This is a genomic window from Staphylococcus piscifermentans (genome assembly GCF_900186985.1).
Lineage (GTDB): Bacteria > Bacillota > Bacilli > Staphylococcales > Staphylococcaceae > Staphylococcus > Staphylococcus piscifermentans.
The window spans coordinates 381,003-407,114 of the sequence record NZ_LT906447.1 but is presented as its reverse complement, the minus strand read 5'-3'; the positions used below and the strand labels follow the sequence as shown (position 1 = coordinate 407,114).

The following is a 26,112-nucleotide window of genomic DNA, read 5'->3' as shown; positions in this document are numbered from 1 at the left end:
TTTAAAAAAGCGGTATTGAGACTTTATTTTGTCTCAATACCGCTTTGCTCATTCCTTATTTCAAGCTGTCTGTAATTTCTTTGATTTCTTTTTGAGAGAGATCAACGATTTTTTCGCCGTCTTTAGTATCTTCTTTTAAAGCTTTGCGCGCTTCTTTAGAATGATACAATTCAGCAACTTTCTTGTATGTTTTATTATCTTTATCTTTGTCATTTACAGCGATAATGTTGATATAAGGTTTAGAAGTATTAGTATTATCTTTTTCTAAGAAAATCGGATCTTTCTTAGGATCTAAACCGGATTTAGAAGCTACACCATTATTGATAACTGCGATATCTACATCATCTAAAGAGCGTGCTGTTTGTTGTGCATCCACTGCTTTGATGTCTAAATCTTTCTTGTTTTCTACAATATCTTTCTTGCTTCCTTTTAAGCCGAAGTCTTTAGAGAGTTTGATATACCCTGCATTTTCTAAGAGTTTCAATGCACGTGCTTGGTTAGATACATCATTAGGAATTACGACTTTTGCCCCTTTTTTCAAATCTTTAATGTCTTTAATCTTCTTAGAATAAATGCCTAGTGGCGCGAATACTGTTGTACGGATCGGTGTGATATGAGTCCCTTTGTTTGCTTTCTCATATTCATGTAAGAATGCGAAATGTTGGAATGCGTTCATGTCGATATCCCCATCGTTTAGCGCCTTGTTCGGTACGTTGTAATCAGAGAATTTCTTGATTTCAACGTTAATTCCATCTTTCTTCGCAAGTTCTTTCACTTTATCCCAAACCTTTGTATCATCTGATGCTACCCCTACTGTGACGGTCTTGTCATCTTTCTTATTGCCGCCGCAAGCTGCAAGTACTACGACTAATGCCATTAATAATACTAATAACTTTTTCATATCCTAAAAAACCCCTTTGTGTGATTAATTTCTGCGAATCTTCTTAGCCAAAACATTCCCGAGAGATTGAATTAGCTGAACCATAATGACTAAAATAACAACTGTAATAATAATGACGATAGTGTCGAAACGTTGGTAACCATAAGCTAAAGCCAAGTCACCGATACCGCCGCCACCTACTGCACCGGCCATAGCTGTTGAACCGATTAAACCGATAATTGCAGTAGTAATCGCTAAGATTAATGAACCTAAAGCTTCCGGCATTAAGAAATAACGAATAATTTGGAACGGTGATGCACCCATTGCATTCGCTGCTTCGATAACCCCTGAGTCTACTTCCAATAGTGAATTTTCAACGAGACGCGCAATGTATGGTGCTACGTATACCGTTAAAGGTACAATCGCAGCTGCTGTACCAATAGATGTACCTACGATTAATTTAGTAAACGGCACAATCGCGATTAACAAAATAATGAATGGAATTGAACGAAAAATGTTAATAATCGGATTCAAGATATGATAGATCGCTACATTTTCCCAAATACCATTTTTCTTTGTCACTACCAGCAAGATGCCTAAGGGAATCCCGATTAACGCACCAATTACTAGTGAAATCGAAACCATCAATAATGTTTGATAGAGCGCTTCCCATAATTGCGACGAGTCTAAAGATGAACCTAGCATATTATCCGACCTCCTCATATTCGATGTGATGTTGTTTCAAGTAATCATATGCGCGATGTTTCTCTTCGTCAGTCCCTTTAATGCGCAAAGTTAAATAACCGACTGAAGTGTCCTGAATATCCGACATCGAAGCATAAATGACATTCACTTCTAAATTAAAGTCTTTGATTAATGTTTGAATGACAGACAATCCTAATTGAGCGCCTTCCATATAAACTTTCACATCTTGATAATTCGCATCTGTCGGTAATTGATGAATCATCTTCTCACTGATATCTGTACTGATAACTGTAGAAACGAAGTTCTTCGCTGTTTCAGTTTTCGGATGACTGAAGACATCTAATACAGTGCCTTTTTCAATGACGCGCCCTTGTTCCATAACGGCAACTTTATCGCAAATCTTTTGTATCACGCTCATCTCGTGGGTAATCAATAAAATCGTTACTTCAAATGTTTCATTAACACGCTTTAAGAGTCGCAAGATAGAGTCCGTAGTAGCTGGATCGAGTGCACTTGTAGCTTCATCACATAATAAAATTTGAGGATCCGTGACAAGTGCTCTGGCAATAGCTACTCTTTGTTTCTGACCACCAGAAAGTTCATTCGGATATTGCGAACCTTTATCACCAAGTCCGACGAACTCTAACATTTCATCTACTTTCTCTTTTATGTATTTTTTACTCTTGCCTTCCAAAATCAGCGGCATTGCCACATTATTAAATACCGTTTTTGAATTCAGCAAGTTGAAATGCTGGAATATCATTCCGATATTCTTCTTAACTTTACGCAATTCTTTCTTGCTGTATTGATCTATTTGATGTCCATCGACAACGACCTCACCAGATGTTACATTCTCAAGTTTATTTACTAAACGGATTAAAGTACTCTTACCTGCACCGCTGTAGCCAATAACACCGTAGATTTCTTGTCGTTCAACAGTAAAACTGACATCCTTTAAAGCTTGAATTTCTGTTGAGCGCTTATGGAATGTTTTACTCACATCCTTGAACTCAATCATAGGTTAGCCCCCTCTGATATTTTGAAATGAATGAATTTTGCCTCTATTTTGACTTTTATTTTGAAAAATAAAAATTCCGGGGACAATGAAACAAGTCCTCGGAATAATTCGGCTCGTCTCATCTTTACAGCATTTGCTGTAGGAATTGGCACAGTAATCGACTTGTTACGATCTCGATCCTGCTGCCGAGGTTTCATAGGGCCTGTCCCTCCACCTCTCTGGATAAGAGTTATGTATTCAGTTCATTTATTTATATCCCATATATTACATTACTGAGTGAAAAAGTCAACATTAATTTTTAGAAAATTGTTAATTTCAACTTAATTCTAAACTCTAGAGCCCGTAAGCGTTTACAACTTTCATCTCAATAGTAAAACTATTCAAAATCAGTTCATTTATCCGTATATTTTTCTCTTTTCAAAATTAAAAAAGAACCAGGCACGGTGGCCTGGTTCTTAATTTGAAGAAAACTTATTTATTTTTGATTTTTACGGCGTTTCATACCAAACATCATTGCAGTTCCTAAGCCAGCAAAGATAGTACCGTAAAGCATTGGTGCTGTATCGTCAGCGCCTGTATTTGGTAATACTTTTGCTTTTGGTTGTGTTTTTTCTGGTTTCGCTGTGCTTGGTTGAGTAGCTACTTTATTTGTTGTTGAAACTTTTGTCGTTGTTTTTACTTCTGGTTGATGCTTTGGTTCTGGATTTACAACTTTATGACTATCACCATGGTTTGCAACAGGTGTGTGAGTGTCTGTTACTGGTGGAGTCGTTTGAGAATCCTCTGGTGTTGTATTTTGATCTGGTACAACTGGTGTATCAATATGACACTCTTTGTTCGGTGGTGTATCCGGTTGACTTGGTTTAATTGGATCCGGTGTAATCGGTTCCGGTTTAATCGGATCTGGTGTAATCGGTCCTGGTTTAATTGGTTCCGGTACACTTGGTGTTGCTGGCACCAATGGAATCATTGGAATCGTAACTTTCGGTGTTTCAGGTTTATGACAAGGTACGATAATTTTAGTTTTATCTGCACATTGTAATACTACATTACCTTTCACATCGTGGTTATATCCAATAATTACTATCGCATTACCATATTCATCGCATGGAATTTCGATACGATGACCATTACTAAATACAATAACGTTTGTATTATATTGGTCAATGTAATTATTTACGATATAAACAGGTGCTGTTGGTTGAGCATCTCTGCCATCACGGCCGTCACGTCCATCTCTACCATTTCTGCCGTCTCTGCCATCGCGACCATTAACACCGTCGCGACCATCTTTACCGTCTTTACCTTTCAAGATAGTGATTGTATTTCCATCGCTGAATTCGACGACAGTATTACCGTCTTTATCTTGGTGTGAATCTTTAACAGTAACAGATACGCCATCTTTTCCTTTTGGAATTGTAATTTCTCTGCCATCACTGAAGACCACAATCGTATTACCATTAGGATCTACTTTTTGACCTGTTACAGTGATTGATTGACCATCTTTACCGTCTTTGCCATCTTTGCCTTTCAAGACTGTAATCGTATTACCGTCGCTGAATTCGACAACTGTGTTGCCATCTTTATCTTGATGCGAATCTTTCACAGTAACTGAAACGCCATCTTTACCTTTTGGAATTGTAATTTCGTGTCCATCACTAAATGTCACTTTCGTATTACCGTTAGGATCCAAAGCTTGGCCAGTAATTGTGATTGACTTACCATCTTTACCGTCTTTACCGTCTTTGCCTTTCGGTACAGTGATTGATTTGCCATCATTGAATGTGACTTTCGTATTACCATCTGGATCAATAGTTTGGCCAGTTACTGTAATTGATTTACCGTCTTGACCGTCACGACCATCTTTACCATTTAATCCTTGTTCACCTTTGTCGCCTTTAGCAATTGTAACTGAAGTACCATCGCTGAATTCGACAACTGTGTTACCGGCTGGATCTTTAGCTGTTGAAACGATTGAAATTGATTTACCATCTTGACCTTTAGGTACAACAATTTCATGTCCATCGCTGAAGACCACTTTCGTATTACCGTCAGGTTGTACCGCAGAAGAAGTAATTGTGATAGATTGACCATCTGCTCCTTTATCACCTTTAGGCACTACGACTTCATGGCCATCACTGAATGTCACTTTCACATCGCCATTTGGCAAGTTTTCAGTGTTAGTGATAGTAATTGATTTGCCGTCTACACCATCTTTTCCTTTTGGTACAGTCACTTTAGAACCGTCACTGAAGTCGATAACTGTATTACCATCTGCATCTGGTTCAGCTTTAGTAATAGTAACTGATTTACCGTCTAAACCTTTAGGAATATTGATTTCACGACCGTCTGAGAATGTCACTTTTGTTGAACCATCTGGTTGTACTTCAGTTCCTGTAATAGTTACAGAAGTACCGTCGTTACCTTTATCTCCCTTGTCGCCTTTTTCTCCTTTAGGAATTGTAACGCTGCTTCCATCACTGAATGAAACTACTGTGTTGCCATCTGGATCTTTAGTTGTTTTAACGATAGTTACAGAATCTCCAGCATCGCCTTTCGCGCCTTTAGGTACGATGATTTCATGTCCATCGCTGAATGTGACTTTAACATCTCCGCTTGGCAATGTTTCGGTACCAGTAACAGTGATTGATTTGCCGTCCACACCATCTTTGGCTTTTGGAATTGTAACTTTAGAACCATCTGAGAAGGTTACTTCAGTGTTGCCGTCTGCGTCCGGTGCTACATTTTGAACAGTGATTGATTGACCATCTGCTCCTTTATCTCCTTTAGAGATAACAGCTGTGCCGCCATCGCTGAAGTGGATGACTGTATTGCCGTCTGCATCTTTTTCAGTACTTGTTACTGTAAGTGGCGCAGCATCTTTACCGTCTACACCGTCTTTACCTGCGTCACCTTTTTCTCCTTTAGGAATTACAAGTTCTTTACCGTCTGAGAATGTGACTTTAGTATCACCGTTTGGTTGCGGTTCTACTTTGGCAACAGTGACTGAATCACCTTTATCACCTTTATCACCTTTGTCGCCTTTCGCGATTGTGATTTCATGACCATCTGAGAATGTTACTTTCGTGTTGCCTTCAGGTGTTGTTTCGGTACTTTGAACTGTGATTGATACACCGTCTTTACCGTTCACACCATCTTTGGCTTTTGGAAGAACGACTTTAGATCCATCTGAGAAGGTTACCACCGTATTGCCGTCTGCATCTGGAGTTGTACTTTGAACAGTAATTGATTTTCCATCTTTACCATTTTGGCCTGCTTCACCTTGGGCTCCTGTATCGCCTTTTTCCCCTTTAGGGATGACAGCTTCTTTGCCGTCTGAGAAGGTAACTTTAGTTGAACCATCTGGTTGCGGTTCTACTTTAGCTACAGTGACTGAAGTACCTGGCGTACCAGTTTCACCGTTATCACCTTTATCTCCTTTCGCACCTTTAGGAATTGTAATTGTGCTGCCGTCAGAGAAAGTTACGACTGTATTTCCATTTGCATCTGGTTCGGTTTTATCAATTGTAATTGATTTTCCATCTTGTGCTTTTGGAATAGTGACTTTTGTACCGTCGCTAAATGTTACTTCTGTATCGCCATTTGGTGTTTGCTTAGATTCTGTGACTGTTAATGGTTTCGCATCTATACCATTTTGACCTGCTTCACCTTGGGCTCCAGTTTCACCTTTGTCTCCTTTTTCTCCTTTAGGAATTGTAACTTCTTTGCCGTCTGAGAATGTGACTTTAGTATCACCGTTCGGTTGCGGTTCTACTTTCGCAACAGTAACAGATTGACCATCTGCGCCGTTTTGACCGGCTGCTCCTTGAGCGCCAGTTTCACCTTTATCACCTTTAGCGACTGTGACAGATGTACCATCTGAGAACGTTACTTTTGTATTGCCTTCTGGTGTTGTTTCAGTACTTTGAACTGTGATTGAGCGGCCTGCTTCACCTTTGTCGCCTTTATCGCCTTTCGCACCTTTAGGGATAACGACTTTTGTACCATCTGAGAACGATACTTCTGTGTTGCCTTCAGGAGTTTGAGTTGTTCCTGTGATAGTAATTGATTGACCGTCTTTACCGGCAGCGCCTGCTTCACCTTGGGCTCCGTTATCACCTTTGTCGCCTTTTTCTCCTTTAGGAATTGTGACTTCTTTGCCGTCTGAGAATGTCACTTTTGTATCGCCGTTTGGTTGCGGTTCTACTTTTGCGACAGTGACTGATTGACCATCTGCACCGGCGTCACCTTTCGCGCCTTTCGGAAGCACGACTTCATGACCATCACTAAATGTTACTTTCGTTGTACCATCAGGTTGTACTGCTGTATTAGTAATCGTAATAGATTTACCATCAATACCATTTACGGCATCTTTGGCTTTCGGGATAACTACTTTAGAGCCGTCACTGAATGTAACTTCAGTATTGCCATCTTTATCAGGTTGAACACTTTGAACAGTGATTGATTTGCCGTCTGTACCATTTTGACCGGCTGCTCCTTGAGCTCCAGTCTCACCTTTATCGCCTTTCGCACCTTTGGCTACAGTAATTGAAGTACCATCTGTGAACGTTACTTTCGTATCGCCGTCTGGTGTTGTCTCAGTGCGTTGTACAGTAATTGACTTACCATCTACTCCGTCTTTGGCTTTCGGAATGACTACTTTAGAGCCATCTGAGAAAGTCACTTCTGTGTTACCATCTGGTGTTTGTGTTGAACCTTTAACTGTAAGTGGTTCTGCATTTTTACCAGCTTCACCTTGAGCGCCTGTATCACCTTTCGCACCTTTTGGTATCGTCACTGATGAACCGTCTGAGAAGGTTACAACTATGTTGCCATCAGCATTTGGTTCAGTTTTATCAACTGTGATTGATTTACCGTCTTGCGCTTTTGGAATTGTAATTTCGTGACCATCTGAAAAGACTACTTTGGTACTGCCGTCTGGTTGTGTTTCAGAAGATTGGACTGTAACAGATGCGCCATCTGCACCAGCTGCTCCTGTATCACCTTTGTCGCCTTTTTCTCCTTTAGGAATTGTGACTTCTTTGCCGTCTGAGAATGTGACTTTAGTATCGCCGTTCGGTTGCGGTTCTACTTTTGCAACAGTGACAGACTGACCATCTTGTCCGTTTTGACCAGCTGCTCCTTGAGCGCCAGTTTCACCTTTATCTCCTTTAGCGATTGTAACTGAAGTACCATCTGAGAACGTTACTTTCGTATCGCCTTCTGGTGTTTTTTCAGTGCTTTGGACAGTAATAGATTGGCCGGCTGTACCAGCTGCTCCTGCGTCGCCTTTATCGCCTTTCGCACCTTTAGGGATAACGACTTTTGTACCATCTGAGAATGATACTTCGGTGTTGCCATCAGGAGTTTGCGTTGTTCCTGTGATTGTTAATGGTTTCGCATCTGTGCCATTTTGTCCGGCTTCACCTTGTGCTCCTTTAGGAATTGTGACTTCTTTGCCGTCTGAGAAGGTTACTTTTGTATCACCGTTTGTTTGCGGTTCTACTTTTGCGACAGTAATAGATTGACCATCTTGACCGTTTTGGCCAGCTGCTCCTGTATCACCTTTAGCGCCTTTTGGAATCACGATTTCATGACCGTCACTAAATGTTACTTTTGTTGAACCATCAGGTTGTACTACTGTATCAGTGATTGTAATAGATGTGCCGTCTTGTCCTGCTGCGCCATCTTGAGCTTTCGGAATGACAACTTTAGAACCGTCTGAGAACGTTACTTCTGTATTGCCGTCTTTATCAGGTTGGACACTTTGAACAGTAATGGATTTGCCATCTGTACCGTTTTGACCCGCTGCTCCTTGAGCGCCAGTTGCACCTTTGTCGCCTTTTTCTCCTTTAGCGATTGTAATCGATGTGCCATCTGAGAAGTTAACTTTTGTATTACCTTCAGGTGTTGTTTCAGTATTTTGGATAGTAATAGATTTTCCATCTTTTCCAGCCACACCATCTTGTGCTTTCGGAATCACAACTTTAGAACCGTCTGAGAAATTGACAACTGTATTGCCATCAGCATCTGGAGCAGAACTATCTACAGTAATCGATTTACCGTTTTGACCTGCATCGCCTTTTTCCCCTTTTGGAATCACAATTTCACGTCCATCACTGAAAGTTACTTTCGTCGAACCATCAGGCTGAGCTTCGCTGCCGGTCACAGTGATGGATTTACCATCAAGACCGTTCACACCGTCTTTAGCTTTCGGAATCACGACTTTAGTGCCGTCTGAGAAGGTTACTTCAGTATTGCCGTCTGGTGTTTGTGCTGATCCTGTTATCGTTAATGGTGTTGCGTCTTTTCCTGCTGCACCTTGGGCTCCAGTATCGCCTTTATCACCTTTCGCACCTTTTGGAATTGTGACAGTTTTACCATCTGAGAATGTCACCACTGTATTACCATCTGCATCAGGAGCAGAACCTTGTACTGTGACTGATGTGCCGTCCTGTCCTTTAGGAATAGTAATCGATTTACCGTCTGAGAAGTTAACTTTAGTAGCGCCATCAGGTGTTGTTTCAGTATTTGTAATGGTTACTGATGTACCATCTTTACCGGCCTCACCTTGAGCTCCTGTGTCGCCTTTCTCTCCTTTTGGAATAATAACTTCATGACCGTCGCTGAATGTAAGTTTTGTTGAACCATCCGGTTGAACAGCTGTATCAGTAATCGTAATTGACTTACCATCTTTTCCAGCAACGCCGTCTTTGCCTTTAGCTACTGTTGCATGAGAACCATCGCTGAAATTAAGCACCGTATTGCCGTCCGGATCTTGAGATGTACCAGTAACTGTCAATGGTGTTGCATCTTTACCTGCTTCACCTTTGTCGCCTTTATCTCCTTTGGCAATAGTAATTGAAGTACCATCTGAGAATGTGACTTTTGAATTACCTTCTGGTGTTGTCTCTGTACTTGCGATAGTGATGGATTTGCCATCTGTACCATTCACGCCGTCTTTAGCTTTCGGAATGACAACTTTAGAACCATCTGAGAATGATACTTCTGTGTTGCCATCTTTATCTGGAGCTACATTTTGAACTGTAATAGATTGACCATCTTTACCGTTTGCTCCAGCTGCCCCAGTATCACCTTTATCTCCTTTAGAGATAACAGCTTGCGAATTATCGCTGAAGTGGACAATTGTGTTGCCGTCTGCGTCTTTTTCAGAACCAGTGACTGTAAGCGGTGCGGCTTCTTTGCCAGCTGCGCCTGTATCACCTTTCGCACCTTTTGGTATTGTGACTTCTTTACCATCTGAAAAGACTACTTTTGTATCGCCATTATCTTGAGGTGTAATACTTGTAATAGTGATTGAGTCACCTTTGTCACCTTTAGCGCCCGCTTCACCTGGAACACCTTGCAGACCTTGTTCTCCTTTATCTCCTTTTGCAACAGTCGCTGTAGTACCATCGCTGAAGTGGATGACAGTGTTTCCATCTGCATCTTTTTCAGAGCCTGTAACTGTGAGTGGAGCAGCATTTTGACCTGCATCACCTTTGTCGCCTTTAGGGATAGTCACTTTCTTACCATCACTGAAGACTACTTCAGAATCACCATTCGGCAATTTATTAATTTGATCTACTGTTACGGATGTACCGTCTGCGCCTTTTGCACCAGCGTCACCTTTATCACCTTTAGAAATTGTCGCAGTTCCGCCGTCACTAAAGTGGATTACCGTGTTGCCGTCTTGGTCTTTATCAGTGCTTTGAACAGTTAACGGTGTTGCATCTGCACCTTTTTCACCTTGATCTCCTTTAGCGCCTTTAGGAATAGTGACTTTCTTACCATCTGAGAATGTAACTTCAATGTCTCCATTGGCTAAAGGTTGTGTGTCTTGAACGGTGATTGAATTTCCTGCATCACCTTTATCACCTTTCGCGCCTTTTGGAATTGTAATCTTAGTTCCATCTGAGAATGTGACTTCATTATCGCCATTATCAAGTACTTTACTTGAAGTAATAGTAACTGAAGTTCCATCTTTACCATTCGTACCGGCTGCACCAGCATCACCTTTATTAATAGTAATTGAATGTCCATCTGAGAAGTTGACTTTCGTGTTACCTTCTGGTGTAGTTTCTGTGCTTGTAATCGTGATTGAAGCACCATCTTTTCCAGCTGGACCTGCTGCACCAGTGTCGCCTTTAGCGCCTTTAGGAATAGTGACATGTGAATCATCGCTGAATGTGACAACAATATCGCCGTCTGCATTAGGTTCTGATGATTTAACCGTAATCGATTTTCCATCTGCGCCTTTTGGAACTGTGATTGATTTACCATCACTGAATGTTACTTTTGTACCGGCTGGTGTTTCTTCTGTTTTATCAATTGTGATTGAAGTTCCATTTTGACCGGCTGCTCCTTGAGCTCCTGCAGCACCAGTTTCACCGCGATCGCCTTTGTCTCCTTTTGGAATTTCAAGTGTTTTTCCATCTGAGAATGTAACTTGTTTATTACCATTTGGAAGTGTTTCTGTGTTCGTGATAGTAACAGATTTTCCATCTTTGCCTTTTGGTACATTAATAGATTGACCGTCTGAGAATGTGACCTTAGTGTCGCCATTGTCTTGTGGTTCAATGCTTGCAATAGTGATAGACTTACCATCTTTACCTGTCGCGCCTGCAGCTCCAGTATCTCCTTTGTCGCCTTTAGAAACAGTGGCTGTTTGACCATCACTGAAGTGTACGACTGTGTTGCCATCGTTGTCTTTTGTTGTGTTAGTTACAGTTAATGGTGCGGCGTCTTTACCTGCAATTCCAGCGTCACCTTTTTCGCCTTTGTCTCCTTTAGAGATAACAGCTTGCGAACCGTCACTGAAATGCACAACCGTATTACCGTTTACATCTTTATCAGTGTTTACAACTGTTAATGGTGTTGCATCTTTTCCAGCTGCACCTGTTTCACCACGTTCACCTTTTGCACCTTTAGGGATAGTTGCATTGCTTCCATCGCTAAAGTGAATAACCATGTTGCCGTCTTTATCAGGAGCAGAACTGTCTACTGTTACAGATTTGCCGTCTTTACCTTTTGGTATTGTAATGACATGTCCATCGCTAAATGTCACTTTCGTATCGCCATTCGGTTCAGTTGTTGTTGATGTTATCGTAACTGACTGACCATCTTGACCGTTTGCACCTGCTGCTCCAGTATCGCCTTTATCTCCTTTGTCTCCTTTAGAAACAGTAGCTGTTTGTCCGTCGCTGAAGTGGATTACAGTATTGCCGTCTGCGTCTTTATTAGTGCTTGTGACTGTCAATGGTTGAGCATCTTGGCCTTTTTCGCCTTTTGCACCTTTAGGAATCGTTAATTCTTTACCATCTGAAAAGACTACTTTAGTATCGCCATTGACTTGCGGTGTCACACTTGCAATAGTAATAGAATCACCTTTGTCGCCTTTATCGCCTTTAGCTCCTGCAGCACCTGTTTGACCAGCCTCTCCTTTATCTCCTTTAGAGATAGTAGCTGTTGAGTTATCGCTGAAGTGTACGACTGTATTGCCATCTTTATCTTTTGTTGTGTTAGTTACAGTTAATGGTGCGGCGTCTTGACCTGCTGCGCCTGTTGCTCCAGTATCGCCTTTATCTCCTTTGTCTCCTTTAGAAACAGTAGCTGTTTGGCCATCACTGAAGTGGATTACAGTATTGCCGTCTTGGTCTTTGTCAGTGCTTTGAACAGTTAACGGAGCAGCATCAGCACCTTTAGCTCCAGCGTCTCCTTTGTCGCCTTTCTCACCTTTAGGAATAGTAAGTTCTTTACCATCTGAGAAGACTACTTTTGTATCGCCATTGGCTTGCGGTGTAATACTTTTTATAGTAATTGAGTCGCCCGTTTCACCTTTAGCACCTGTGTCGCCTTTATCGCCTTTAGAGATGGTAGCAGTTGAACCATCACTAAAATTAACTACAGTGTTGCCATTGCCATCTTTTGTTTCTCCAAGTACTGTTAAAGGTTTGGCATCTGCGCCTTTAGCTCCAGTGTCACCTTTGTCTCCTTTTGGAATTTCAAGAGTTTTGCCATCAGAGAAAGTCACTTGTTTATTGCCATTAGGAAGCGTTTTAGTTTCAGTAATTGTAACAGATGTACCATCGTTTCCTTTTGGAATTTCAAATGATTTGCCGTCAGAGAAAGTCACTTTAGTTGCACCTGTCGGCAATGTTTCAATTTTATCTATGGCAATAGAAGTACCGTTTTCGCCTCGGTCACCTTTTTCACCTTTAGCGCCAGCTTCACCACGATCACCTTTATTGACAGTGATTGAAGTACCGTCGCTGAATCTTACAACTGTATTGCCGTTATTATCTTTAGTTTCACCAGTGACAGTTAAAGGTTTTGCATCTTTACCGGCTGCCCCAGTATCACCTTTTGAAACTGTCGCAGTCTTGCCGTCACTGAAGTGTACGACAGTGTTACCGTCTTTATCTTTAGTAGTACTTGTAACTGTTAACGGTGCGGCGTCTTGGCCTTTATCACCTTTGGCTCCTTTAGGAATGTTGACTTCCTTACCATCTGAAAAGACTACTTTAACGTCTCCGTTTGCTTGAGGTTCTACACTCTTAACAGTGATAGAATCGCCTTTAGCTCCCGCAGCACCAGTCTCGCCTTTATCGCCTTTAGAGATGGTAGCAGTTGAACCATCACTGAAGCTGACGACCGTATTACCTGCCGCGTCTTTTCTTTCACCAGTGACAGTTAATGGAGCGGCATTTTGTCCTGCATCGCCCTTATCTCCTTTAGGACCTTGAGCACCGGTTGCACCTGTTGCGCCAGTATCACCTTTTGAAACAGTAGCTGTTTTGCCATCACTGAAATGCACGACTGTATTGCCTGCTGTATCTTTAGTTGTTTCAGTTACAGTTAACGGTGCGGCATCTTGGCCTTTATCACCTTTGGCCCCTTTAGGAATATTAAGTTCTTTACCATCTGAAAAGACTACTTTCGTATCTCCATTAGATTGCGGCGTGATACTTGTAATAGAGATAGAATCACCTTTATCACCTTTTTGACCTGTTGCTCCAGTTTCACCTTTAGCACCTTGAGCGCCAGCAGCACCAGTTTCACCACGGTCGCCTTTGTCTCCTTTTGAAATTGTGACATGTGAACCATCGCTGAAGTTAACGACTGTGTTGCCTGCTGCGTCTTTGCTTTCACCAGTAACCGTTAATGGTTTGGCATCTTTACCAGCTGCTCCAGTGTCTCCTTTATCACCCTTAGGGCCTTGTTCTCCACGTGGACCTTGGGCTCCAGTGTCTCCGAGATCTCCTTTTGGTCCCTGCGCTCCCGTATCACCTTTAGGACCTTGAGCGCCTGTCGCTCCCGTATCACCTTTGTCGCCTTTTGGTCCCATTGGAACTGTGACTTCTGCACCATCAGTAAAAGTTACCACAGAACCTGTTGGAGTAATTCTGTAACCCTGGACTTTTACTGATTTACCGTCTTCTCCTTTATTTCCTTTTGGAATAGTAGTGCTTTTTCCATCACTAAATGTTAATTTTTTATCTCCATTAGGTAAGTCTTCTATTTTTGTAATTTTTAATGCGTCACCTTTTGAACCTTTTTCGCCTTGATCACCTTTATCTCCTTTAGGAACAACGATATCGGTCCCATCACTAAAATTAACTTGAATATTGCCATTCGGCATAGCATTAGTACCAGCAATGTATACTGAAGTTCCTGCTGGTCCTTGTTCACCTGGGTCTCCTTTTTCACCATCATCTCCGTCTCGTCCTTTTTCTCCTCGGGGACCTTTGTCACCACGTTCTCCTTTATCTCCTTTGTCACCCTTCACACCTTGTGCTCCAGCTTCCCCATCTGGCACGAAGAAACGACTAATTTCTTTGCCATTCGATTTATCAGTAAGTGTTACCCAAGTGCCTGGTTTGCCCAGATTATTACCGCGTGTAGTTGTTGTTTCCAACTCAACTGGTCGTCCATCTCTAGGTACGATTTCTTTACCTGGTTTACTAGTTTTTCCATCTTTTCTAGCAATAGCAGAAATTCTGTCTGCTTCTTTCAAAGGAGTATCTAAATTTTGAGAAAAGTCTCCATTATTATCTGCTGTTGTATGATAAGTTTGATTACCTACTTTAATATCTACGGCAGCAAACGGCTCAGTTGAACCCGTAATAGTTTGTGCTCCGGAAAGTTGAGGGTCTATAACAGGCGGTTCTAACGGTATACTAACCTCAATATTTCCAATACCTAACTCCACAATTTTGTTAACAGGTTGTTCTGTTATTTTTTCATCGTCTTGTGCTCTGCTAATTAAAACGTCTTTATAAGTTATATCGCTTCGTGTAAATTCTTTAGTACCAGGATGTCCTTCTGTTTTAACTCGTTGCTGCCCTGCATCTAAATCTTTAGTATTAATGTACTCAACGTCAAAAGGAATAGGTTCTGTCACTTTTTTAACAGTTTGTTTGATATTTACATCTGGATTTACATCTAAAATAACTTGCCCTTTATCATTAAAATAGTTTTCAGTAGAAAATGGATTAACGGGATGAGCATATGGCGTAGTTTGTGAATACATCATCGGGAACGCCTCGATACTAAGATCTCCATCCCAATCTTTCACAGGAAGACTAAACTCTAAAAGTCCATATCCACCATTTTGAATCATTGTATCCGTAAGAGCTGGTCTATTATCCATAGCAAAACCTTCTGGGTAACCCGGTTTCACTAATCCCGGTTTCATCGAGCTAGTAATAACTACTGGTTTACCACCTCTAGTGCCTGTTCCTAATTGTATAAAGTTATATTGTATTGAATCAATTTTGATATAACCGCTTCCAAGTTTTAAGCCACCCATATCTGCATAGTGATCGCCTGTACCAGCTGTTGCGTAATATTTAACAGTAACTTTTACAACGTTATGTTGCTTGTCTGGCGTTACATTAAATGTGTAATGGGCTGGTTTTTGACCAGCATAAGTTTTACCGTTCCCTGTTACAGTAATCCCAGAAGCAGGTACACTAATATCTGTTTTTAATGCCCCAATTATTTCTGCAGAAGTTCCGTTTTTAGGAAGTTTTACGTTAGAAGTTGTATTTGGATTTCCGATAGGATAAACGGTAGGTTCTATATCATCTATAGATCTAGTTGAGAATGTGGCGTCATCCGGCATAGAACGTACTGCATAAACAGTGTATTTAGATGTTTGCTCATTTGCATATTCAATACCTGCTCGTAAAATATCTTGGAATAAATCTTCTGCTGATATAGTATTATAATCTACATGCAGTTTACTCAAGATGCCTTCTATATCCTCTGAATTATAATTTTCAGCAAGTTGTTGACGAACGAATTCTTCTTTGTTCGCTGACTGTCCATATTGATGAACAAATTCTACAGGAGCTTTTGCGCCATTATTTATTTCTGCAAAATCTACAGGGTTTTCTGATACGTTATTTAAATTTAAACGCGTCGGTTCTGAAGATTGTTCAGCTGTTTGTGGTGTCGCTTCCTGTTTTGCTGGGTCAGTATTTGTGTTATGTTGCTCGTTCTCTTTGTTTTCAGAGACTGTATTTCTGATGTTTTCAACAGAAACAGCTTCCTCTTCTTTCTCTTTTCCTACATGCGGCTCTGTGGAATTTGTACTTGTTTGAGCTTCAGATACTTGTGCATTTGCAGGTTCAGAAGCTGTTGTTGTTTGTGTGCTAGGTTGCTCTTTGACAAGTTGTTCTGATACGTCTTCCTCAGTCGCAGATGTTTGATTATTCGAAATGGCATCATTAGAGACGTTCGAAGTTTGTGTCGCTTCAGCATTGTTCTCATTTTCTGCAGCATCTGCATCTTGATTCAAACCGAATATCAAAGTTGTACCTAACAAAATTGACGCCGTACCTACAGTGAATTTACGTATAGAATACTTATTGTGAATATTCGGCAAGAAGTCTAGACGTTTGTTATTACGTGATTTCATTGGTGTCCTCCATGTTTTCTAAGTTGTACCACGCTACTTTATTTTATGATAAAGTAAATATTTTTCTATATATAGTCGCACGAAACCATTGTAACAAAGTTTTGAGGTTAAATGTATAGTAACACTTAATTTTCTCTAAAATTTATAATATTTTTAGCTTTAACATTGTCTTTACGCTTTATCTACTCCCAAATTTTGTAAAACTCTTTTTATAAAACTAGATTTATTTTCCAACTTTTAGACAACAAAAAACTGAACCTCAAACAAAGGCTCAGTCTATAACTATTATTGTGATTTATCACTTTGCTTTTTACTTTTATCGGGCGTATAATCTACACCTTTAGTGTAATCTCCAGAAGCATCCCACAACAAGAATTCATGAACTCCATGATCGCGCAAAGCTTGAATTTGTTCGGAAACTTCTTTGGAATCATATTCTTTATAATTCCCCTCACCTAGATAGCTTGCAGTGAAATCTTGCAGCCAAGGACGCGTTTTAGGATGATGCTTTCCAGTTTTTTTCAATACCGCTTCTTCTTTATCCAAATAATTATCTACTGTTTTATACGGTTCTAAGTCAGGGTGTTCAATACCGAAGTCGCCTGGATTCCAGTGAGAAGGATAAATCATCGAAGATATTACATCTACATTCTCAGCAATCTTAGGGAAACTTTGCCCTATACCAGGCGCTTCTTCAACTGTCGCAGAATAACCGAAGACATCCGCAGAAATTTGCGCATCAAGTGGATGGATTTCTTTACGTGCAGTCTTCAAGAAGTTAGAAATCGTATCGACACGTTGCTGCGTATGATTCATATCGTCGCCTTTATAATTGCCATTGGTATATTTCAAATGCTTATCCATATTTTCGAAGCCTTCCGGGAAGCGCACGTAATCAAATTGTACTTCTCTGAAACCTGCTTTAGCCGCTGCCTTCGCTACATCAATATCATAATTCCATACCTGCTTGCTGAACGGATTTAAGAATTTATCCCCACCGTCACTTTCCCAAACTTGACCATTTTGCTCTTTAAAAGACCACTCAGGATGTTCCTCAGCTAAACGTGAATCCTTGAATGTTACTACACGTGCAATCGGATAAATGTTATTCTTCTTCAAAGTTTTCATCAGGTTTTTCAGATTTACCATTTCAGTTGTATTTTTCTGAATCAGCTTATTATCTGAATTTAAATCCATCGTAATATTACCGCTGTCATCTTTAACATCAATAACCATAGCATTCAATTCTGTTTCATTGATAAATTTAATCAATTCATCAAATTTTTCTCCTTGCAATGAACCAGGTGTAACATAAATACCTTTCACACCATCTTTTGGATATTTAATTTTATCTTTTTGCTGTTCGGATTGTTTGTGGTTGGCAGATTGTTTATTGTGTTTATCTTCTGATGTCGAATCATTACTGCCACAAGCAGTCAGAATCAATGTACTCGCTGCTACAACTGTCAACATGCGCTTCATCTTTCCCATCCCCTTATTTTCAGATATAGAGCTATAATATATTTATACATTTTAAGACTGAAAATTATAAACATCTCTATTCTTACTAAGCTTAACGAAATTGTTGAGGGCTAGCAATTAATTTATGAAAAAAATAAAAAAGCACACTGGCCTTCTATATCCAGTGTACTTTATTCAACGGAGAAGAAGGGATTTGAACCCCCGCGAGCCGTTAAGCTCCTGTCGGTTTTCGAGACCGATCCCTTCAGCCGTGCTTGGGTACTTCTCCATGCTCTTGTGACAGTGTTTCATTTTGCAAATTGATGATAATTCAACACCGACAGTCTCTACCTTAAAATTTTTCCATAGAGATTTCAAGGGGGTTGCTTAAATCGGGTAAGAAATAATAAGGAGTGAAATCGATGCAATTTAAACAGTTATTTATCCGTACCTTTAAAGAAAACTTAAACACAAATACTTGGACCACTGCACCCGTCGATACCAGTTGGTACCAGCAATCCTTGCACTTCAACTTATACTACCAACCACCCTACATCTGGTCTGCTATAATAGATTACTTAGGCAAGCGGGCTATTCCAGGCGTAGAAACCGTCCAAGATCACCATTACGCACGTACCGTCTTGCTGCGTCCTCCCTTTTCACATAGAACTGTAAAGGGCTGGCTTCGGGTAAAAGAAAACTTGGAGAGCAACGCACTCACGGTAGAGATGAGTGCAAGTTTAATACCTGAATGGCGTGAAGTTGTCCAGAGATTACGGCATTTATTTGATTTAGACGTTAATCCAGAAATTATCACTACAACTTTAAATGAGCAGTGGGTTACTCAAGGGTTACGTGTACCCGGCGCCTTTAATGGATTTGAATTAGGAGTACGTGCAATCTTAGGTCAACAGATTACCGTTAAAGCAGCCACTACCCTTTCTGGCCGTTTAGTACGTGCATTAGGTACACCCTTTGACACGGGAATCGAAGACTTAGATACATTGTTTCCTATTCCTGAATCATTCGTGCAATTAATGCATAGCGAGATTCCTATTTCAGATATATTAGGTCCCTTAGGCATTACCGGACGGCGTTCCAATACTATAGCTGCTTTAGCTGAGGCTCTTATTGAAGGGCAAATTCACTTGAATCCTTTAGTAAAAGGCGTTGGAGCTGACCTTTCTTCAGCTTCTCACATCGCTCAGATGCAAGCTGCTGAAGCTGAGATGCGACAACTCTTAGCAATCAAAGGCATAGGTGACTGGACGGCACAATATATCGGCATGCGTGCACTGGGTTACACCGACAGTTTTCTAGAAACTGATATCGGTATTAAAAATGCAATGCCGAACTACGACACACCTAAAGCACGATTAACCGCCTCTGAAGCTTGGCGTCCTTTACGCAGTTATGCAGTCGTTAATTTATGGAATATGTAAAATGTAATTGAAATGCCTTATATAGGTTATAGCTAATTAGCGGGGAGAGGGGAAACTGTATAAGCAGCGAGTGCGGGCCTAGACACTTTGACCCCTATCTGTATAGGCGATGAGTGGCAGCTTAGACACTTCGGCCTTGATCTGTATAAGCAGCGAGTGACAGCCTAGACACTTTGACCCCTATCTGTATAAGCAGTGAGTGCGAGCCTATACATTTTTGCCCCAATCTGTATAGGCGATGAGTGGCAGCTTAGACACTTCGGCCCTGATCTGTATAGGCGATGAGTGGCAGCTTAGACACTTCGCCCTTGATTTGTATAGGCGATGAGTGGCAGCTTAGACACTTCGCCCTTGATTTGTATAGGCGATGAGTGGCAGCCTAGACAGTTACGCACACTCTCACACCATGGCTACACCTAAAAAATCCCCTCACTACTGCAATAGTGAGGGGATTTGGTGCATATAATGCACGAAGCTCTTGTTAACTAAAATATAACACTAAAGTATACAGAAATGCAAAATTCGATTTTTGGCAGCGTCTGTGAACATACTGTGTTTAATATTATAATCTATCTTTACTGATGGTATAATATAAAGGTCGTCTATCTCTCAGGCGTCAATACGAACGCAGAGAGGAGGTGCTGTTTTATGCTAGAATTCCTTGTTCACATCACGGCCACAGTCATCAGTGGTTGTATTATTGCGTTATTTACGCATTGGCTACGTAATCGCAATAATAAATAGACGACCCTAGCCACACTTACAAAAATCCCCTCACTACTCGCAATAGTGAGGGGATTGGTGCATCTATACTAGATTCCTTGTTAATCAAATTATAACACTAGAGTATAGAAAAATGCAAAATTATATCTTGATTATATAGTGTTTAATATCTTAATCCACCATCACTGAAATAACTGTTTGAACGTTTGAACATCTACAACATTCGCTTGTTGTTTTTGACGTTTCAATAACGTCCGCCATTTTCCATGATTATCTATAGTCTGGTGCAGTTGATGCATCAATTCGCGATAATCTGCAGTCTTATGCACGGTCCCCTCTGCACTATCATTAACATATTTTAAATTATGCGCTGTTTCCTGATAAGCGAAGATTAACATATCCGCTAAGAAGGCACGACGAACTGCATCTAAGATTTCATTACCTGAGTTAATATCTAAATAAATATCACAATCATTATACAACTTCTTCACCGTTTCGCGTTCCAACGATGGATAGAGTTTTACATTGTCATAGCGTTCCATTGCCAACAATTCCGAAGACATTTCAGTCAAAGCCCCAATATGAAATTTCAAATGCGGACTGAGTTTCACAATCTCTTCTAAATTCTCGATTTGATCCGAATTGGTCATCGTCAAAATGTTAGAAGTAAATTGGTTGTGGCGTGCGAAGGGATAGATATAGCCTCCTAACTCCATCTTCTCCCTTTCAGCATCTCCTACTTTTCCAACAATCCGGTCATATTCTTGACGTTCTGGTACGATCAAGGTGAAATCACGGGACGAACGATTGGCATCACCTTCATTTAAAACTAACCGCATATTCCCCGGCAATGCAGCATTCACATCAATACGCTCTTGCCATACTACATAATCGTGGCCTTCAGCGCCTAAATTATAAACTACTGATAAAGGTGTACCTAGATGATTAATCACAAAGCTGTCTAAATCTATTCCCATGATTTCTAAATAAAAGACAATGAAGTCTACTTCCGTTTCAAAGAAGTAATCCTTTCCATGCCAAGTCAGTACATAATTGGAGGTAGTGTAATTGACATAAATCAGCGGTTCTCCTTCACGTGTGAAATATTCTTTCAAAATCGCGACACCCCGTAAATCATAAGTGGTTTGGGCAAAACGTATTCCAAACTGATCATAATGGTCACGGTAGCGGACAAAGCCTTGCGGATCTAACCACTCCACGTTACTGACAATACGCTGTTTGTAATTAGGTTGATAGTGAATCTTACCGCGTACTTCTCCCATATCTTTAATGACCGCTTGATTATTATCGCCTTCAATATTCCAGAACCGTGGAATTTCTATTTCATTAAAGTATAATGGGTGATCACTGTCTTTGATTTCATTTTCCGCAAAAAAACGATAAGGCGAAGTCACTGCTTCTGGTAAAAAACCATCATCATTTAATACGACTGTTAAATGGTCCAACCCAGCTTCTAACATTGAATGATACAGTGTTTCAGTCGGTTGATTAAAACGTTCGAACAGATTAATCATTGAGCACCTCTCCTATCAAGTTGCGCCATTTTTCTTGAATGTGCGCTGTTTTAAATGCCTCTGCAATCTCATACGACTTCTCATGAAACGCTTCAGTATTTCCTTGGAAATAATCCACGATACGTGACGCAATCCGGTCTGTAATTTCATCTAAGCGATCTTGTTTCAAATCAATAGGGATCAAATAACCATTTTCTCCATGTTCAATAAATGTCGGATTACCATATTTGACATCGAATCCAATCATTCCTAAGCCTGCACCAATAGCTTCCATCAAGGTTAAGCCGAAACCTTCACTCGTTGACCCAGAAACAAATAAATCATAGCGAGGATAGATTTGAGCCAAGTTGACATGCCCGTGTAAGTGGATATAATCTTCTGCTCCTAATTCTTGAATCAAGTCTTGCAAGGCAGTGCGTTCACCGCCTTCACCATAAATATCAAAGGTAATTTCGGGCAGCACTGCTTTAGTTTTAACGACACCACGAATCAACCAATCAACATGCTTTTCCGAAGCGAGGCGTGAGGCACTGATAATCGAGTAAGGATGGCGTGTCTCTCCTTTTTCAGGATAGCTTAATTCATGCAAACTGCCGACTGGTATCGTATGGATGTTAGGTGTGTGATCTTGATAATATTGCATTTGCTGGGTTAAAATTTCATTTTGTAGATCGGTAGCTGTAATAAAGAAATCAAATTCAGGTGCATTTCTAAATTGGTATTCATAATAATTGTTCCACAAAATCGTTTCGTCATTGGTGCTGCCTTCACTAAAGTGTTCTGCATGCACCACTACGCCTAGTTTACTGTCCCCTTTATGTTGTAAGATTGCCTGACCGATGTGCAACTCATGAGAAGCGCGATCAAGAATCACCACATCATCTGCAGTAAGGTCTAATTGTTCCATAAAGTAAGCGACAAAGGCCTCTTTACTATAAAACTTAGCATCTTTAAAGCTATACATATGGCGGTCGCCATCAATAAATTCTTGATAGGCAATCGAACCATCTTGATTGTAGAATTGGCGCAGATAAACTTTAGCGCGTTGTTCAAAAGGAGCATAAAATTCGGAATAGATGCGTGTATACGAATAGAAGTCTTTACGAATCAAATTGCCATTCACCACAAACTCAGCCCGATTGACAATATCACCTTCTGCATCCTTCAAATAACAAGTAATAAAGTTTTGATTACCCGGCATAAATAATCGACGTACGGCGCCAGCTTGTTCTGTACGCGCAACTTGATTCTGAACAGTATCTAATAAATCGTCGACAGTATAAGTTGTCGGCGCTATAGGAATATCTGAAAAGTACTGATACAACCAAATGACTTCATCATCTTGAAAGCCCATATTTTCGGTATACGTTTGAATATTTTCATTTTGAATCAAATCAATAAATACAAATTTTAATGGATGTTTAAAATTTCTTAAGAGCTTAGCACGATACGCTTGCGCATATTCTACGCCGCTGCTCGCCCAGCCAATACCGAAATTAATATTGTAAATTGTCACTTTACTTCCCCCTAGTTATGGAAAATGGATAATCATTGCATCTTTCTTGCCAAAGGTCACCATACTTAAACTGATATTGCGAATCATATTATGTTTAATTTCTTCGCCCATTGCTTCATAGGATTCTAAAGCAGCGCGATGATATTCGAAAATTGCATTACGTTGGCCATTTTGACGATTATTCACACTGCCCTTTAGTTGTTGCAGATGATCGACTTGTCGAATCCAACCCTGATCAATGGCCTTTAAGACACACTTCTGCAGAAACTCATGATACATTTCCGCATCATTTAATGTCTCAGCTTGTCTGCGTTTTTGCGTTTGAAATAACTGAACTAAAAAGTTAATTACAGCACTCTGGCTCTCTAATATTTCCGCTTCAAAATCACCTTTAAAATCAAAGCTGACATTTTTGTAAATATAGGAACGCAAGTTGTCGGCATCCAGTCGACCCCAATTATCTTGCACATATTGACGGTAAACATCTTCTGCCATGCGCTCTAAATCAAATTGGCCGAAATTATTCAATGCCAGTATGTTATCACGCTCTTTGTAAATCAAATCCCTTTGTATACTGATACTTTTTTCAAATTCATTCGCCATTTCACGGGCCGCAATCCCTTGTTCTTCTGAAATTTGTTGCGCTTTATGTACAATCTTGCTGACTTTATGTCGAAAGAGCGGACTTTGTTCTAATTCTGCAGCGTCTTGTTGTTTTAGTTTGTCATTTTCTAACAAGTTGGTATTACCCCATCGCTTCACTACATAATCCTCCAGCGAAATATAAATTTGCGAGGACCCCGGATCTCCTTGTCGTCCAGAACGCCCGCGTAATTGCCGGTCCACACGACTGTTATCCATATGTTCATGCACCAAGACGGCTAATCCGCCAAGTTCCGCCACTCCTTCTTCTAATTTTATATCCGTTCCGCGTCCAGCCATACTCGTAGCTACTGTCACTGCTCCAAGCTGTCCCGCTTCTGCAATCATCTGCGCTTCTTTGGCTGCATTTTGAGCAATCAGCAAATTATTCGGGATATTATTTTGAAAAAGAAACATCGAAAATTGTTCTGCTGCTTCGGCTGTGCGTGTAATCAAGAGTACAGGGCGTTTGGACTGGTATAGCTCCAATAAACGTTGCATCAGTGCTTTATTCTTATCTTCAATCGTCATGAATACTCTATCTTTATAATCTTCCCTCTGAACCGGTTTATCAGTCGGAATCTGCACCACAATTTTGCTATACAAGTCATTTAATTCCTTTTCACCTTGTTTAGCTGTACCCGTCATTCCTGAAAATTGATTGAATTGCTTAAATAAATTTTGAAACGTAATGGTTGCCATGATGCTCATATCATTGGTGATTTCAATATCCTCTTTGGCTTCAATTGCTTGATGTAAGCCAGATTGTAATTTAGTTCCGGGCAGTAAGCGGCCAGTAATGCGATCGATTAAGACGATTTCGCCTTTCAAGACATAATAATCAATATCCGCCTCGAATAAATAACGCGCACGTAATGCTAAATTGATATTACGGATTAAATCTAAATGACGTGCTTCATATAAATCAGGCACATTGAAATAATCACGGGTCGCTTGAATGCCTGCTGAAGTCAGCCATACTTCCTTCTTACGTTCATCAATTTTAAAATCACGGTCTTTTTCCAAAGTCTGAACAAATTGTTTCGTTATTTCAAACAAATTCGACTGTACACGCGGTGCACCTGAAATCACTAAAGGGGTCTGAGCCGCATCTAAAATAATGGAATCAATTTCATCAATCAATGCGTAATTCAAATCCGGCATAAATTTGCCTTCTAATGAATCCGCCAGATTATCGATCAAATAATCAAAGCCTAGACGGCCATTGGTCGTATAAATGATATCCGCATTATAAATTGCTTGTTTCTCTCCAGGCTGATATTCATAATCGGGGCCGCCGATAAAGCCTAACGACGTGGTCAAACCTAACCATTCATATAAAGGACGCATCTCTTCATAATCACGTTCAGCTAAATAATCATTCGTAGTCACCAAGAAAGCACCTTTCCCGCTTAACGCATTTAAATAGAGCGGTAAAGTAGCGGTCAGCGTCTTGCCTTCACCGGTCTGCATTTCTGCAATATTTCCTTCATGCAAGACGATAGCTCCGAGTACTTGTACATCTTTCGGATACATACCGAGTACACGTTTGCTGGCTTCACGTGCTGTAGCATAAGCTTCCGGCAAAATATCGGTTAGAGTTTTGCCATTTTGCAGTGCTGCTTTAAAGATAGCCGTTTGTTTCTGCAATTCAGCGTCGGTTTTGGCAGCCATCGTGTCGCTCAATTGATTGATTTTACGCAAAGTTTTCTCTAAAGACCATAAACGCAGGCGATTAATCGTCTGTTGCATAGCATTAGCCATCTCTGCCACCTCCCTCTTGGCGCAACGCCTCTAACGTATCGGCAGGATGAGATGTCGCTGCGACTTGTTCTTCTGGAATAATTTCAATCCGTTCGAAATGCAGGGATTCCATTGCCGCATTAATCATTTGCACTTGGTATTCGTAAGCCTCTTCCGGCATCTCGATATCAATTTCTTTATCTTTCGCAATAAACGTCGCCGCTTCTGTCCCATTTCTTTTTAAAAAAATAATCTTAAAATAAACGGTGTTAGCTGGTACAGCAGTCACATGGAATTTAAAACGATATGTGATACCTTTTTTCAGAAAAGGTAAAGCAGGAAAGGCACGGTCAGTATAAAAATTCGTGTGCATATACCATTCATGAATGACGGTTCCTGAAGGCATCAAACGGTTATCATACTGAGCGCCGCCAGATTGAAATTGAAGTCGCGCCCCGTACATGAAAGTGGACTGATTAATTTGTCGCCAATAAACATTGAAATGCTGTGTCTCTGCCATACT

11 protein-coding genes, 1 tRNA gene and 1 riboswitch are annotated in these 26,112 nt (G+C 40.5%); of the genes, 2 read left to right on the top strand and 10 right to left on the bottom strand.

Going from position 1 to position 26,112, the window contains the following annotated elements:
• Positions 1-55: 55 nt before the first annotated feature.
• The 6 genes from gmpC to CKV71_RS01620 form a co-directional block, all read right to left on the bottom strand.
• Complete coding sequence (gmpC, locus tag CKV71_RS01645) at positions 56-901, bottom strand: dipeptide ABC transporter glycylmethionine-binding lipoprotein (RefSeq protein WP_095103141.1); 846 nt, start codon at positions 899-901, stop codon at positions 56-58.
• A gap of 24 nt (positions 902-925) precedes the next feature.
• Entirely contained in the window at positions 926-1,585 is a 660-nt protein-coding gene (locus tag CKV71_RS01640) for a methionine ABC transporter permease (RefSeq protein ID WP_095103139.1), read from the bottom strand.
• A 1-nt stretch (position 1,586) separates the two neighbouring features.
• Positions 1,587-2,603 (bottom strand): methionine ABC transporter ATP-binding protein, encoded by a 1,017-nt coding sequence (locus CKV71_RS01635; protein ID WP_095103137.1) that lies wholly within the window; start codon positions 2,601-2,603, stop codon positions 1,587-1,589.
• A 115-nt stretch (positions 2,604-2,718) separates the two neighbouring features.
• A riboswitch (SAM riboswitch) is annotated at positions 2,719-2,832 on the bottom strand.
• A 246-nt stretch (positions 2,833-3,078) separates the two neighbouring features.
• Positions 3,079-16,527, bottom strand: a complete 13,449-nt coding sequence (locus CKV71_RS01630) for a G5 domain-containing protein (RefSeq protein WP_095103135.1) — start codon at positions 16,525-16,527, stop codon at positions 3,079-3,081.
• A 285-nt stretch (positions 16,528-16,812) separates the two neighbouring features.
• Positions 16,813-18,018 (bottom strand): putative glycoside hydrolase, encoded by a 1,206-nt coding sequence (locus tag CKV71_RS01625; RefSeq protein ID WP_371685100.1) that lies wholly within the window; start codon positions 18,016-18,018, stop codon positions 16,813-16,815.
• Positions 18,019-18,187: 169 nt separating this feature from the next.
• Positions 18,188-18,277: transfer RNA gene (locus CKV71_RS01620), tRNA-Ser, on the bottom strand.
• Positions 18,278-18,410: 133 nt separating this feature from the next.
• Here CKV71_RS01620 and CKV71_RS01615 point away from each other — a divergent pair.
• Together CKV71_RS01615 and CKV71_RS12385 are read left to right on the top strand one after the other, a co-directional pair.
• Positions 18,411-19,430 (top strand): AlkA N-terminal domain-containing protein, encoded by a 1,020-nt coding sequence (locus CKV71_RS01615; protein ID WP_095103131.1) that lies wholly within the window; start codon positions 18,411-18,413, stop codon positions 19,428-19,430.
• A 648-nt stretch (positions 19,431-20,078) separates the two neighbouring features.
• The gene (locus tag CKV71_RS12385) at positions 20,079-20,174 is read left to right on the top strand and encodes a type I toxin-antitoxin system Fst family toxin (RefSeq protein WP_126557823.1); all 96 of its coding nucleotides are present in this window, start codon (positions 20,079-20,081) and stop codon (positions 20,172-20,174) included.
• Positions 20,175-20,335: 161 nt separating this feature from the next.
• Here the strand turns inward: CKV71_RS12385 and gtfB are convergent, their stop codons facing one another.
• The 4 genes from gtfB to asp3 are packed head-to-tail and all read right to left on the bottom strand — an operon-like array spanning position 20,336 to position 26,109.
• A complete protein-coding gene (gene gtfB / locus CKV71_RS01610; protein ID WP_095103129.1) occupies positions 20,336-21,688 on the bottom strand; it encodes an accessory Sec system glycosylation chaperone GtfB in 1,353 nt (450 codons plus the stop codon).
• On the bottom strand, positions 21,681-23,204 hold the full coding sequence (gene gtfA, locus CKV71_RS01605; RefSeq protein WP_095103127.1) for an accessory Sec system glycosyltransferase GtfA: 1,524 nt from the start codon (positions 23,202-23,204) through the stop codon (positions 21,681-21,683). The genes gtfB and gtfA overlap by 8 nt, the downstream gene beginning before the upstream one ends.
• Before the next feature lie 15 nt (positions 23,205-23,219).
• Positions 23,220-25,610 carry an accessory Sec system translocase SecA2 gene (gene secA2, locus CKV71_RS01600; protein ID WP_095103125.1) on the bottom strand — a complete coding sequence of 797 codons (2,391 nt, stop codon included), beginning with the start codon at positions 25,608-25,610 and terminating at the stop codon, positions 23,220-23,222.
• Complete coding sequence (gene asp3, locus CKV71_RS01595) at positions 25,603-26,109, bottom strand: accessory Sec system protein Asp3 (protein ID WP_095103123.1); 507 nt, start codon at positions 26,107-26,109, stop codon at positions 25,603-25,605. Before asp3 ends, secA2 begins: the two co-directional genes overlap by 8 nt.
• Positions 26,110-26,112 lie beyond the last annotated feature (3 nt).

Coding starts and splice junctions, on each gene's coding strand:
- CKV71_RS12385 (WP_126557823.1), top strand. CDS start 20,079: ATGCTAGAATTCCTTGTTCACATCACGGCCACAGTCATCAGTGGTTGT.
- CKV71_RS01635 (WP_095103137.1), bottom strand. CDS start 2,603: ATGATTGAGTTCAAGGATGTGAGTAAAACATTCCATAAGCGCTCAACA.
- secA2 (WP_095103125.1), bottom strand. CDS start 25,610: ATGGCTAATGCTATGCAACAGACGATTAATCGCCTGCGTTTATGGTCT.
- asp3 (WP_095103123.1), bottom strand. CDS start 26,109: ATGGCAGAGACACAGCATTTCAATGTTTATTGGCGACAAATTAATCAG.
- gtfB (WP_095103129.1), bottom strand. CDS start 21,688: ATGATTAATCTGTTCGAACGTTTTAATCAACCGACTGAAACACTGTAT.
- CKV71_RS01625 (WP_371685100.1), bottom strand. CDS start 18,018: ATGGGAAAGATGAAGCGCATGTTGACAGTTGTAGCAGCGAGTACATTG.
- CKV71_RS01640 (WP_095103139.1), bottom strand. CDS start 1,585: ATGCTAGGTTCATCTTTAGACTCGTCGCAATTATGGGAAGCGCTCTAT.
- CKV71_RS01630 (WP_095103135.1), bottom strand. CDS start 16,527: ATGAAATCACGTAATAACAAACGTCTAGACTTCTTGCCGAATATTCAC.
- gmpC (WP_095103141.1), bottom strand. CDS start 901: ATGAAAAAGTTATTAGTATTATTAATGGCATTAGTCGTAGTACTTGCA.
- CKV71_RS01615 (WP_095103131.1), top strand. CDS start 18,411: ATGCAATTTAAACAGTTATTTATCCGTACCTTTAAAGAAAACTTAAAC.